This is a genomic window from Agrococcus sp. KRD186 (assembly GCF_017168255.1).
Taxonomy (GTDB): Bacteria; Actinomycetota; Actinomycetes; order Actinomycetales; family Microbacteriaceae; genus Agrococcus.
In genome coordinates this window covers 1,983,169-1,995,626 of the sequence record NZ_JABFAP010000001.1, presented here as the reverse complement: position 1 = coordinate 1,995,626, position 12,458 = coordinate 1,983,169, and the positions used below count along the sequence as shown (strand labels likewise).

The following is a 12,458-nucleotide window of genomic DNA, read 5'->3' as shown; positions in this document are numbered from 1 at the left end:
GGTCGGACGCGCGTCGCCCCGACGCTCACTGTAGGGCGACGGGGCGATGCGCGCGAGCGGCGCCTACGCGGTCTCGGCGGTGATGCCCGCGGTCGACGCGATGGTCTCGCGCATCTTCTTCTCGAACGCCTCGTAGAACATCGACAGCGGGAACTCGTCGTCCATCACAAGGTCGGTCAGCTGTCGCGGCGCGCCGTCGAGCGGCAGCTCACCGGCCTTCCACTTCGAGGCCGGGTGCGGCTCGACGACGGAGGAGACCAGCTCGTAGGCGGCCAGCCAGTGCGCGACCTTCGGCCGGTCGATCGAGCGCCAGTAGAGCAGCTCGATGGCCTCGCCGAGCTTGTTCACGACGTCGGGCACCTCGTCCCAGTCGAAGGCGAGCTGCGTGTCGGTCCAGTGCAGCACGCGGTGCTGGTGCAGCCAGGCGAACAGCAGCTGGCCGCCCAGGCCGTCGTAGTTGCGCACGCGCGAGCCGGTGATCGCGAAGCGGAAGATGCGGTCGAAGATGACCGCGTACTGCACGTGCTTGGCGTGCTTCGCCAACGCGAGATCGGCATCCGTCGCCTTGTCGTCAGCGGCGATGCGGCGCTCGATCGCGACCGACTCGCGGAAGGCGGTCAGGTCGCAGCGCAGCTCCTCGAGCGAGTAGAGGAAGAACGGCATGCGCTGCTTGATCATGAACGGGTCGAAGGGCAGGTCGCCGCGCATGTGGGTGCGGTCGTGGATGAGATCCCACATGACGAAGGTCTCCTCGGCCGTGCGCTGGTCGGCGATGAGCTCGGCGGCGTCAGCGGGCAGCTCGAGCTTCGTCACCTCGCACGCGGCCTCGACGACGCGGCGGAAGCGGGCGGCCTCGCGGTCCTGGAAGATGGCGCCCCACGTGAACGACGGGATCTCGCGCATCGCGACCGTCTCCGGGAAGAGCACCGCCGAGTTGGTGTCGTAGCCGGCGGTGAAGTCGATGAAGCGCAGCGGCACGAACAGCGCGTTCGAGTAGTCGCCGGCCTCGAGCTCGGCGATGAAGTCGGGCCAGATGACCTCGACCAGCACGGCCTCGACGAGGCGCTTCGCCGAGCCGTTCTGCGTGTACATGGGGAAGATCACCAGGTGCTTGAGCCCGTCGATGCGGTGCTGCTGCGGCTGGAACTTCGCCAGCGCGTCGAAGAAGTCGGGCTCGCCGAAGCCGCCGTCGGCCCAGCGCTCGAAGTCGAGCGCGGCCTGCGCGAGGTAGTCGGCATCGTGCGGGAACTCGGGGGCGATGTCGCGGATGCCCTGGGTCAGCTCGGTCACACGGGCGCGGGCCGCGTCGTGGTCGCCCGGCTCCTCGATGGAGCCGTTCTTCGACTGCATCGGCTGCAGCGCGGTCGCTGCCGCCTTGATCTGCAGCCAGGCGGCGTGCTGGCGGAGGTCGGCTGCGGTGGCCTGGGTCATCGTCACGGGGAAGCCTCCTGGAGGGATTCGCTGGTGAGCGATCGTGGCGCGGCGGCGCTCGATCGGTGCGTGTTTCCAGCGTACGGGCAGCCTGGCGCAATTATCTTGCGCTCCGGGCCGCCTTCTCTGTCAGTTCTGAGCGTTGCGCGTGAGGTCGCCGTCGCCCGCAAGGGAGTTGCGTCGGCGGCCGTCAGTGGCTGGTGGCACCGTCGGATCAGCGCCCGCCGCACCCCAGCGCGGTGAGCGCCGCACGACGCGAGCGCCGCCGACCCTGGCGCTCTCGCGCCGACGGGCATACCCTCGAACCTTGGAGCAGCCTTTGGACGTCACCCCCAGCAACGACCACCCGGCGCGCGCCACCGGAGTGCCGGTCGCGATCGTCGTGGGGCTGCACGTCGCCATCAGCACAGCCATCATCGCCCGGGTGGATCCGGACGTGCCCGAGCTGCTGCCCTACTGGGTCGCCTCCGTGCTCATGCCCTCACTGGTCTGGGCCGTGCTCGTGATCGGCCGCGCGGCGGTCTGGAAGCAGCCCTCCGCGTTTTGGCTCGGCGCCTCCGCCGGCGTCGTCGTCGTCCTGGCCTTCATCAGTGCGCTCGGGCTCTTCCTCGGCAATGCGAGGCTCGGCGACATCAGCGCGCGGGGCGTGCCGCTCGCACTGATCTTCTCCTCCTGGGTGCTGCTCGCCTGCGCCATGCTGGTCGCGATCGTGCTGCGGATGCTCGGCAAGCACGCCGATGCGCCGATCGACGCCGTCGCTGACGCACCGACCCCGCTGCCCGCCGGCGATGACGGCAGCCCCGCCGCTGCCGATGGCGACAGCCCGGCCGATGGCGTCGGCCTCGCCGACCGCGAAGGGGCGCCGGCCGAGCAGTCGCGCGCCGACTCCCGCTAGCTCAGATCAGCGCCTGCGCGATGAAGAAGCCGGCCCAGCAGCCGGCAGCGGCCAGGATCGGCGGCACGATCGCCCAGCGCTGCCTCGTGGCGGCGGCCGCGGCACCCACCGCATTGCCCACCAGCGTGGAGCCGAGCAGCGAGATCCAGTAGGTCAGCCGCGCAGGCTCCACGTCGGAGCCGGCTGCCTCGGCGGCCCGCACCAGCCAGCCGTCGCCGACCGGTGCGGCCAGCAGCAGCACCAGCACATTCACGAAGATCAGCACCCACGCGGCCAGCCGCCAGCGATCGGCGGCCGTCCACTCGCGCTGCGGCTCGAGCTCCTCCCACTCCTCGTGACTGAGCCCTTCCGGCCCGCCCGACACATCCGTCATCAGAAGATCATCGGTCGGTCGTCATCGAGCTCGGTGTCGAGGTCGAGGTCGACGACCACCGGCACGTGGTCGCTGGGGGCGTCGCCGGAGCGCTCGTCGCGGTCGATCGAGGCGCGGCCCACCAGCTCGGCGAGCTCTGGGGTGCCGAGCACGAAGTCGATGCGCATGCCCTCGTTCTTGTTCCAGCGGCCGGCCTTGTAGTCCCAGTAGGTGTAGCCGGGGGCCCGGTCGCGCACGACGTCGACGAGACCCGCGTCGATGAGCCCGCGGAACGCATCCCGCTCGGGCTGGGACACGTGCGTGGCACCGTCGAACACACCGATGTCCCACACGTCATGGTCGAGCGGGGCGATGTTGAAGTCGCCCATCAGCGCCAGCGGCTGCCCGCGCCACTCGTCGAGCAGCCCCGTGAGCACCCGCAGCCACTCGAGCTTGTAGCCGTAGTGCGCATGCGTGAGCTCGCGGCCGTTGGGCACGTAGAGGCTCCACAGCCGCACCCCCTCGACCGTCGCCGCCATCGCGCGCGCCTCGACCACCGGGTCGCCGGTGTTGGCGTAGCCGGGCTGGCCGGGGAAGTCGCGCTCGACGTCGGTCATCGGCAGCCGCGAGGCGATCGCGACGCCGTTCCACTGGCTGAAGCCGTGCGCCTGCACCTCATAGCCGGCGGCCTCGAACGCCGCATAGGGGAACTGCTCGGTCTTGCACTTGATCTCCTGCATGGCGAGCACGTCGACGTCGCTGCGCTCGAGCCAGTCGACGATGCGGGCCGAGCGGGCACGCACGGAGTTCACGTTCCAGGTGGCGATGCGCATGCTCCGAGCCTACGGGCGAGGCGGATGTTTCCGCATCGCGGGCGGGCCGCGGGTGGCCTGGCATGCGAAGGCGTACAGAATGGGGTGATGGGACACGCGCGCGACCGCTACCTCCAGGCTCTCGACCTGTTCTCGGCAGAGGCACGGTCATCCGCCGATCGGCTCGGGCTGCCATCGGCGTGCGACGAGTGGTCGATCGCCGACGTGATCCGCCACACCACCGGCATCCAGGCCGAGTACGGCGGCTCGGCGCTGCTGGGCCGAGCCCTGGGCGCGAACGACGTGACGGCCGACCACGCCTCGATCACGGCACCCTCGACCGACTGGGATTCGGTGACTGTCTGGGAGCAGCTCGCGACGCAGCTGCGCGGCGCCGCCCACGAGGCGGGCGAGGATTCCTTCCGCGCGCTGCCGCTCGCGACGCTCGACATGGCCCTGCACGCGTGGGACATCCGCTGGGGCGCGGTGCGTGTGGGGCTGGCGGCCAACCTCGAGTTCCCCACCCAGCTGCTCGAGTGGATGGAGGACTATCGCGACCGCGCCGACGAGGCGGCGATCCGCGCGCCCGGCATCTTCGGCGACCCCGTCGAGCCGCCGGCCGACGCGACCCGGTCCGAGCGCTTCGCCGCCTGGACCGGCCGGCACCCGCGCGTCAGCTTCGTGCCGCTGCGCGACCACCCGGCGACCCCCAGCTCGGCGAGCGCGGCCAGTGCGACCAGCGCGGCGGAGGCCGCCGCCGGCTGATCCATCCCGGCACCCGCGCCCAGTAGCCTTGACGCCGTGACCGCGCGCGACCAGCTCATCCAGCTCATCCGTGATGAGGCCGTCTTCCACGGCGACTTCATCCTCACCAGCGGCAAGCGCGCCAGCTACTACATCGACCTGCGCAAGCTCTCCCTCGACCACCGCGCGGCGCCGCTGATCGGCGACGTGCTGCTCGACCTGATCGCCGACCTGCCCGACATCTCGGCCGTCGGCGGCCTCACGATGGGTGCCGACCCGCTCGCCAACGCCGTGCTGCACCGCGGCCTCGCGCGCGAGCTGGCGGTGGACGCGTTCGTCGTGCGCAAGCAGCCCAAGGATCACGGCCGCGGCCGCCAGGTGGAGGGCCCCGAGCTGGCCGGCAAGCGCGTGGTCGTGCTCGAGGACACCTCGACCACCGGCGGCAGCCCGATCGCCGCGATCGAGGCGCTGCGCACGGTGGGCGCCGAGGTGGTGGCGGTCGCGGTGATCGTCGACCGGGCGACCGGCGCGCAGGCGGCGATCGAAGCGGCGGGCGTCGAGTACCGCGCCGCGATCACGCTCGACGACCTCGGCCTCACGCCCCAGTAGTCAGTGCTCAACGTGTCAGGTGCCTCGTTGCCGCACCGTGTGCGGCAAGCAAGCACCTGACACGTTGAGATCAGCGGGTAGACGGCCGCGCGCGTGCCAGTATTGGCTATCTGACAGGCGGATGCGGGAGGTCACGTGGGCGGAGTGCTCATCGGGTTCGCCATCATCGGCTTCGTCATCCTGGTCGGCTGGCTGCTCGCCCGCTTCCGCATCGTGTCGCAGGAGGGCCGCCTGGTCCTCAACAAGACCTCCTTCTTCGCGGCCAGCCCCGCACTGCTGTTCACGGTGCTGGCGGAATCCGACGTGCAGCTGCTGTTCTCGAGCGTGCTCGCCGTGGCGCTGCTCGCCTTCGTCGCGGTCGCACTGGTCTACACGGTGGTCGCCCGCCTCTGGCTGACGAAGGACGCCAGTCGCATCGCGCTCGCCGCCGCCGCCTCCGGCTACAGCAACGTCAACAACATCGGCCTGCCGGTGGCGATCTACGTGATCGGCGACGCGAGCTTCGTCGGCCCCATGCTGCTGCTGCAGCTGCTGGTCATCGCCCCCGTGCTGCTGCTGACGCTCGACATCCTCACCAGCGGCCGCGCATCCGTCACCGGCATCCTCACGCAGCCGCTGCGCAACCCGATGCTGATCGGCTCGCTGCTCGGCGCCCTCGTCGCGGCCTTCGACATCCAGCTGCCCGACCCGGTGCTGGCCCCGCTCGAGATCCTCGGCGGCGCGGCGGTGCCGCTGATGCTGCTCGCCTTCGGCATCTCGCTCGGCGGAGAGCGGCCGCTGCAGCCGGGCACCGGCCGGCGCGAGGTGTGGCTGGCGGTCGTGCTGAAGAACACGGTGATGCCGGTCGCGGCGTTCCTGCTGGCGCGGTTCGTCTTCGGCATGGACGACCAGCTGGTCTACGCCTGCACCGTGATGGCGGCGCTGCCGAGCGCACAGAACATGTACCAGTACGCGCTGCGCTACGACCGCGCGACCGTCATCACGCGCGACATCGTGCTGCTGACGACCGTGCTCGCGTTGCCGGTGATGCTGCTCATCGCCTGGCTGCTGAAGCCCGCGTAGCGCATCGACGCGGGAATCTTCGCGCCCACCCACCGGTTGTCCCTATCGTTGGAATTTGAACGAACGGGGGCGGAGCGATGGCTGACAGGACCGCGACGATCGTCGTGATCGGCGCCGGCCAGGCGGGCCTCTCCGCCGGTCACCACCTGCAGAAGCGCGGCTATCTGAGCGCCCTCGAGCATCCGCACGCCGAGCGCACGTTCGTGATGCTCGACGCCGACGCGGCACCGGGCGGCGCCTGGCAGCACCGCTGGGAGTCGCTGCGCATGGCGACCGTCAACGGCATCTTCGACCTGCCGGGCTTCGAGCAGCCGCCCGCCGATCCGGCAGAGCCCAGCCGCACCGCCGTGCCCCGCTACTTCGCCGCCTTCGAGCGCGAGCGGCAGCTGCCCATCCTGCGCCCGGTCACCGTCACCGCGGTCGAGCGCGCCGACGACGAGCCCGATGGCGACCTGCTGGCGACCACCGGCGCCGGCACCTGGCGCACCCGGGCCGTCATCAACGCATCCGGCACCTGGAACAGCCCGCGGCTGCCGGTCTACCCGGGGGCGGATGCCTTCCTCGGCCGCCAGCTGCACACCCGCGACTACGTGTCGGCGGATGCGTTGCGCGGCCAGCGCGTGGCGGTGGTCGGTGGCGGCATCTCGGCCGTGCAGCTGCTGGAGGAGCTCTCGGCGGTCACCGACACGCTCTGGTACACCCGCCGCGAGCCGGTCTTCCTCGAGGGCGAGTTCGAGCCCGAGACGGTCGGCCGCGACGTGATCGAGCGGGTCACCGCCGACGCCGAGGCCGGCCGCCCGACCGGCAGCGTCGTCTCGTACACGGGCCTGCTCTGGACGGACTACGCGCGCCGCGCCGAGGCTCGCGGGGCGCTCGAGCGGCGGCCGATGTTCTTGGCTCTCGAGCCGCACGGCGTGCGCGAGGCCGACGGCACGTTCACGAGCGTCGACGCAATCCTGTGGGCGACGGGCTTCACGGCCAACCTCGCCCATCTCGATCCGTTGGCGCTGCGGGGCGAGCTGGGCGCCGTGCAGGTGCGGGGCACGCGCGTGGTCGTCGAGCCGCGCGTGCACCTGATCGGTTTCGGGCCGAGCCAGTCGACCGTCGGCGCCAACCGCGCCGGCCGGGCGGCGGTCGCCGAGCTCGATCGGCTGCTGGGCCGCGAGCGCGTGCTCGCCGCATCCGCCTGACGCAGCTCAGCGCGACCGGCGTAGCGTGGCAGCCATGAGCTGGTCGTCGCGCTTCTTCAGGCCGCCGCCCTTCATCGTCGCCGGTGACCGCTTCAGCGGCTGGCTCGGCCTGCTGGTGGGATGGGTCGCGGTCGGCTTCGGGGCGAGCTCGGCCTCGCGCGCGGCCGGCCTGCTGCTCTCGTTCAGCGACGGGGCCTGCGGCATCCACTCGGCGTCCATCTGCCAGGTGGCCGGGTGGGGCGGGCTCGCGATGGGCATGGTGGCGCTCGCGGGCGGCACCGCGCTGTGGCTGCTGATGGCGCGCGGCTTCGGCCCGCCTGCCACGTGGTGGGTGCTGCCGCTGCTGCTCGCGGCGCTCGCCCTGGCGCCGTTCAACGCCGCCGAGGGAGCGGCGCTGTCGCTGTGGTGGCTGCCGCTCTCGGCGGTCGCTGGGCTGTTGGCGATCGCGCTCGCGATGCTCGCCGGGCGCCGCGGGAAAGCGGCCCGCTACGGCTGGATCCGCCTCGACGGGCTCGATGCGCGGGAGGTCGCGCATCGCCCGGTCGACAAGGCGGTCATCCCGGCGGCGACAGTCGCCGCCGCGATCGCGGGTGCGGCCTTCGGCGCCCACGTGATCCGACTGCTCTCGGAGGCCTGAGGGCGCTGCCGCCGCGCCGGACGCGGGCGGCCGCTTCGGGCTGGGCCTGTGCACCGGCAGGGCTGGCCTTGCGCAAAAGCGCTGGTCTGGCGCGGCTTGCTGAGGAGAACTTCAGTCGCAGTGCCCCGGCTCCTGAGTTGACAATGATTCGATAACCACGTTAGCGAACGATGTTCGAGAACGGTCGGACCGAGGAACCCCAGCTCGAGACCGGCGATGCGAATCGAGGACGGTACTCATGTCGTTGCGGATCCACGCCTCCAGGGCAGCCACCAATCTGCTTGCGCTGTTCCTGGCCCTCGCGCTCGCAGCCGCGATGCTGCTTGCACCGGCGGCGACGGCCATGGCGGCAGACGACGCGCCGACTGGTGACCCGGCTGTCACTGAGCCAACCTCCGGGTCGGCCGAGCCGGCTCCGGCGGATCCTCCCGCGGGCACATCGGCCGTGACCGAGCCGGCGATGGAACCCGTAGTCCAAACCGACACCGCGCTTGCGGCCGAAACCGCTCCTCCGGCCGAGACTGCGCCCCTCGCTGAGACCGCTTCTCCGGCTGAGACCGTGCCTCCCGCTGAGAGTGTCCCGCTGGCTGAGTCTGCTGCAACTGCGGCCGATCCCGTACTCACAGAGTCGGTACCATCCGTGCCGCTTCCGTCTGCACCGATGCAGTTAGTGCAAGCTTCGGTCGCGCCGCTCGCAGCATCGCTCATCACACCGATGGCTGCGCCTGACGGGGCGGCAGCTCTCGGCTACTACACGTCAGATTTTGACAACAATGATCCGACGGGCTGGTACGAGGCCGGCAGCGCAGCTCAGGCTTCAGAGATCTATTCCTTCACTACCGCGTATACACAGAGTGGCGGGGTTTGGACACTTGGCGCGACGTGGACGAGGCCGAACAGCACCGGCAACAAAGGGTGGTCCATCGAGTACACCGTGGCGCCGGAACGGTGGGGCACGACATCTTCAGGGGCGGCTCTCGTGCCGCAGCCCGATCGCTCGCAGGGCGGCGTCGTGTTCATCATCAAAAATCAGGGCTACACGACCGAGCGTTGCGTTTACACGGCGACAATCTACCCTCTCGGGTCGACAAACTATCCGGGTACATGCGAATCAGTCGGGAGCGTCGTGACGGCGCTGGACGGTGGCAACACGATGGTCCTGAGCCTCCCGCTCCCGGAGGAGCTCGTCGGCGCGCAGGGGTGCCCATCCACGCTCGGCTCCACTGGCTATATTCGTTCCTGGACCGGTGAGTCGCGCCAGATCCAAGCTTGGGCCGCGCCCGTGTCCGTCGATCCACCATCGACCTGCGGCTCGATCAGCATCACGAAGGCGTCGGATGTCGTCGCGACCAGCTCCCACCAGTTCGGGTACATCCTCGACCGCAGCAGCGACCTTCCTGTCATCGGCACGCCCGTGGGTACCCCACAGACGCTCACCGTCAACGGCACCGTGGCGATCGGCGAGACCGACACCATCACGACCGTGCCGGCAGGCACGGACTTCACGCTGGTGGAGACCGCGATCCCGGCGAACGTCCCGTGGTCGCACCTGTCGACCGTCTGCACGGTGGAGGGTGGCCAACGCTACGAGTTGACGGTCTCCGCTCCCACGTTCAAGGTTGAGCCGAACACGAGGACGAGCTGCGTGATCACGAACACGACGTCGAAGCTCACGGTCACGAAGATCGCGATCGGCCAGCAGGATCAGGCGTTCGGCTTCGACCTCGACGGCGTTGCCGGGTCCGATCTCAGCATCGTCGGCACCTCTGCACCCGGCACCTCGACAGCGATCCTCTACAAGCCGAACACCCAGGTGACGGTCACTGAGCTGCTGGACGCCGTCAACGCCGGAAATGGCGTGGGTGCCGATTGGGCACTGCAGGGCATTAGCGGGGGCACGGTCAATCTCGCAGATCTGAGCACTACGGTGACCACCGAAGCCGGCTCGACCGTCTACGTGACGTTCACGAACATCCAGACCGCATCGGTCGTCGTCGACAAGCAGTGGGTCGTCAATCAGGTCGCCTACGACCACGGTGCGCAACCCGACGGCCTCGATGCCGCGCTCAAGCTGACCGGGCCGGGCAACGAGCCCGCCTCCGAGCAGGCCTGGTCAGAGGAGCGGACCGGCTACGTCGTCGGTGACACCGTGGTGATCAGTGAGACGACGACGATCGATCCGCGGATGATCGGGTGCACCCTGACGTCCACGATCACCGACCCGTTGGGCCAGACCGTGCCGGCGGCCGGCTACACGCTCACGCAGGGCAAGCAGACCTTAACGGTGACGAACACCGTCGACTGCGACACCGACCTCACGCTCGTCAAGGAGGTCGTGGGCGGGCCTGCCGCAGCTGTCGACTGGACCCTGACGGCCACCGGACCGGGCACCGCGACTGCCGGACCGACGGGGCCGGGCACCGCAACCGGGTCGGTCGATCCTGATGTGACCTACAACCTGTCGGAGACTCCCGGCGAGAATACGGCCGCGCGCACCGCGCTCTATCGGCAGCAGGGCACATGGGCTTGCTTGGCGCTCGACGCGGACGGCGACCCGCTTGATCCGCAGCCCACTGGTTGGACTGACGCGCCGGATGCGTCGGTGACCGTGCTGCTCGGCATGCACGTGCGGTGCGCGGTCACCAATGCCACCGCGCAGCTGACGATCTTCAAGGCGATCGAGGGCGGTGTGCTGACGCCCGACATGTTCGAGCTGACGGCGACACCGGCAGTCATGGAGGGTCTGGCGGCCGAGTCCGTGGGCGGCGGCGCTCCCGACGACGGCGCTGTTGCAGATGCGGACGGATCCAGCACGTTCGACGTGCGGCCCGCCCACGACTACGTGCTCAGCGAGGCGACTCCTGGCAACGTCAACCTCGCCTACATCGGCCTGCGGCTCGAGCGGTGGGTGAACGGCAACTGGGAAGTGGTCGAAGACCCCTCCGCAGCGATCCAGGTGCCAATCGGCGGCCACGACTTCTACCGATTCGTCAACGCACCGCCGACAGCGTTCGCACTGCCGATCACCGGTGGCATCGGCTCCGACCTGTTCGGCTATGGCGGCGCCGCGCTCCTGCTTGCCGCACTGCTCGCAGCGGTCGCCGTCACGCGCAGTTCGACCTTCATGACCGCCCGTCCGGGAGGCCGCCATGTCTGACCATCAACTCTTCACAACTCCAGCGCAGTCCTCTGCACACCACCCGAAAGGAAACGCCACCATGGCAACCACACAGAAGGGACTTGCGGCGAGACTGACCGCAAGCGCCGGAGCCATAGTGCTCGCGTCGATGATCGCACTGGGCGGCGCGCTGCCCGCATCCGCCGCCGAACCCGGGAACATCAACCCCGCCACCGATCGATCGCTGACCGTCCACAAGTTCACGCAGACGGCAGAGAGCCTCGGCCTACCGAACGACGGATCCGCGCTGACGACTGACCAGCGGGCTCTACTGACCGGGCCGCTGAGCGGCGTCGAGTTCACGGTGCGCCAGGTGCCCGGCATCAACCTGACCACCAACGCGGGATGGGCGGCTGCGCAGGCCCTGACGGTCGGTGCGGCCCAGTCCGCGGTCGCGGGTGAGACGGCCGCCCCGAACGTCAACTCCTGGGTCGGTTCGACCGACGGGGGCAGCTACACGTTCAGCGATCTGCCGCTTGGAGTCTTCCTCGTCACGGAGACGGCGATCGGGACCAACCCGATTGCCGTGCGCACGCCTCCGTTCCTGGTGTCGCTGCCGCTCCCACTGAACAACGAGTGGCTGTACGACGTGAACGTCTACCCCAAGAACTCGGTCGGATCGATCGAGAAGACGGTCGATGAGGGCGGCGCGCAGGAGCTGGGCGACACCGTGTCGTGGCAGATCGACAGCACTGTGCCGTTCTCGCCAGCAGGCAGTCCCATCACGAGCTACAGCATCGAGGACGCGCTCGACGCCCGGCTCACCTACACCGCAGACAGCGCCGTCGTGCGGCTGGGCAGCCTGGCCGATCTGAATGCGATGACGCCTCCAGCGGCCACGCTGCTCACCACAGCCGATTACACGCTGACGCCTGTGGGCAACACTTTGACGTTCGCGTTCACCCTGGACGGGCTGATCAAGCTGAACGCTGCTGACGGGCAGACCGTGCGGATTGCGCTGGACACGACGGTGACCAGCGTCGGCAACGGCGTCATCGTGAACGGCGCGACGGCGTTCGTCAACGGCAACACGGTCGACACCGACAACGCCACGACCTACTGGGGCTCGGTCCGAGTGATCAAGCATGCTGGCAACCAGACGGCAAACCGTCTCGACGGCGCGACCTTCGAGCTGCGCAACGTCAACAACGCGACCGTCCCGGCTCCCGCCGGCTCGGTCGTGGCGACAGGGGTTGCCGCTCCAGACGGAGTGATCAACTTCGACGGTGTCATCACTGCCCTGGACGGCACGCTCTACTACCTGGTGGAAACACAGGCCCCGACCGGCTACGTGCGGCTGACCGACGCCACGCCCATCACGGTGATGCCGGGCCAGCCCGTCGAGGCGCAAGTGAACTTCGCGTACGTCTCGAACGAGCAGGTGCCCGCGTACACGCTGCCCATCACGGGCGGCAGCGGGGAGGCAGCCTTCATGATCGGCGGCCTGGGCCTGATCGGTACGGCGCTGGGCTTCGTGCTCATCCGCCGCCGCAAGGAGCAGGCCGAGGCCTGATCCCCAGGCTCCGTGGCAGAGGCTCAGGCCTCTGC

At 69.7% G+C, this 12,458-nt stretch carries 11 protein-coding genes; 8 read left to right on the top strand and 3 right to left on the bottom strand.

Going from position 1 to position 12,458, the window contains the following annotated elements:
- Positions 1-63 precede the first annotated feature (63 nt).
- Entirely contained in the window at positions 64-1,431 is a 1,368-nt protein-coding gene (locus tag J1M46_RS09630) for a DUF6421 family protein (protein WP_206448674.1), read from the bottom strand.
- Positions 1,432-1,738: 307 nt separating this feature from the next.
- On the opposite strand from J1M46_RS09630, the gene J1M46_RS09625 reads away from it, so the two are divergent.
- A complete protein-coding gene (locus J1M46_RS09625) occupies positions 1,739-2,326 on the top strand; it encodes a hypothetical protein (RefSeq protein ID WP_206447597.1) in 588 nt (195 codons plus the stop codon).
- A 1-nt stretch (position 2,327) separates the two neighbouring features.
- Here J1M46_RS09625 and J1M46_RS09620 read toward each other — a convergent pair whose 3' ends face one another.
- Positions 2,328-2,699, bottom strand: a complete 372-nt coding sequence (locus J1M46_RS09620) for a hypothetical protein (RefSeq protein ID WP_206447596.1) — start codon at positions 2,697-2,699, stop codon at positions 2,328-2,330.
- Positions 2,699-3,511 carry an exodeoxyribonuclease III gene (locus J1M46_RS09615; protein ID WP_206447595.1) on the bottom strand — a complete coding sequence of 271 codons (813 nt, stop codon included), beginning with the start codon at positions 3,509-3,511 and terminating at the stop codon, positions 2,699-2,701. Before J1M46_RS09615 ends, J1M46_RS09620 begins: the two co-directional genes overlap by 1 nt.
- A gap of 87 nt (positions 3,512-3,598) precedes the next feature.
- Here J1M46_RS09615 and J1M46_RS09610 point away from each other — a divergent pair, with 87 nt between their 5' ends.
- The 7 genes from J1M46_RS09610 (at position 3,599) to J1M46_RS09580 (ending at position 12,423) form a co-directional block, all read left to right on the top strand.
- Positions 3,599-4,255 carry a hypothetical protein gene (locus J1M46_RS09610; protein ID WP_206447594.1) on the top strand — a complete coding sequence of 219 codons (657 nt, stop codon included), beginning with the start codon at positions 3,599-3,601 and terminating at the stop codon, positions 4,253-4,255.
- 36 nt (positions 4,256-4,291) lie between these two features.
- Positions 4,292-4,843 (top strand): orotate phosphoribosyltransferase, encoded by a 552-nt coding sequence (gene pyrE / locus J1M46_RS09605; RefSeq protein ID WP_342384340.1) that lies wholly within the window; start codon positions 4,292-4,294, stop codon positions 4,841-4,843.
- Between the two features lie 135 nt (positions 4,844-4,978).
- Positions 4,979-5,905 (top strand): AEC family transporter, encoded by a 927-nt coding sequence (locus J1M46_RS15815; protein WP_206447593.1) that lies wholly within the window; start codon positions 4,979-4,981, stop codon positions 5,903-5,905.
- 77 nt (positions 5,906-5,982) lie between these two features.
- Complete coding sequence (locus tag J1M46_RS09595) at positions 5,983-7,095, top strand: NAD(P)-binding domain-containing protein (RefSeq protein WP_206447592.1); 1,113 nt, start codon at positions 5,983-5,985, stop codon at positions 7,093-7,095.
- A 34-nt stretch (positions 7,096-7,129) separates the two neighbouring features.
- Complete coding sequence (locus J1M46_RS09590; protein WP_206447591.1) at positions 7,130-7,732, top strand: hypothetical protein; 603 nt, start codon at positions 7,130-7,132, stop codon at positions 7,730-7,732.
- A 238-nt stretch (positions 7,733-7,970) separates the two neighbouring features.
- The gene (locus J1M46_RS09585; RefSeq protein WP_206447590.1) at positions 7,971-10,889 is read left to right on the top strand and encodes a hypothetical protein; all 2,919 of its coding nucleotides are present in this window, start codon (positions 7,971-7,973) and stop codon (positions 10,887-10,889) included.
- A complete protein-coding gene (locus J1M46_RS09580) occupies positions 10,882-12,423 on the top strand; it encodes a SpaH/EbpB family LPXTG-anchored major pilin (RefSeq protein ID WP_342384339.1) in 1,542 nt (513 codons plus the stop codon). Before J1M46_RS09585 ends, J1M46_RS09580 begins: the two co-directional genes overlap by 8 nt.
- The last annotated feature ends 35 nt before the right edge of the window (positions 12,424-12,458 follow it).

What these genes read in the sequence shown, in the direction of transcription:
- J1M46_RS09595 (WP_206447592.1), top strand. Translation starts at nt 5,983, where the DNA reads ATGGCTGACAGGACCGCGACGATCGTCGTGATCGGCGCCGGCCAGGCG.
- J1M46_RS09590 (WP_206447591.1), top strand. Translation starts at nt 7,130, where the DNA reads ATGAGCTGGTCGTCGCGCTTCTTCAGGCCGCCGCCCTTCATCGTCGCC.
- J1M46_RS09615 (WP_206447595.1), bottom strand. Translation starts at nt 3,511, where the DNA reads ATGCGCATCGCCACCTGGAACGTGAACTCCGTGCGTGCCCGCTCGGCC.
- J1M46_RS09630 (WP_206448674.1), bottom strand. Translation starts at nt 1,431, where the DNA reads ATGACCCAGGCCACCGCAGCCGACCTCCGCCAGCACGCCGCCTGGCTG.
- J1M46_RS09585 (WP_206447590.1), top strand. Translation starts at nt 7,971, where the DNA reads ATGTCGTTGCGGATCCACGCCTCCAGGGCAGCCACCAATCTGCTTGCG.
- J1M46_RS09610 (WP_206447594.1), top strand. Translation starts at nt 3,599, where the DNA reads ATGGGACACGCGCGCGACCGCTACCTCCAGGCTCTCGACCTGTTCTCG.
- J1M46_RS09580 (WP_342384339.1), top strand. Translation starts at nt 10,882, where the DNA reads ATGTCTGACCATCAACTCTTCACAACTCCAGCGCAGTCCTCTGCACAC.
- J1M46_RS09620 (WP_206447596.1), bottom strand. Translation starts at nt 2,699, where the DNA reads ATGACGGATGTGTCGGGCGGGCCGGAAGGGCTCAGTCACGAGGAGTGG.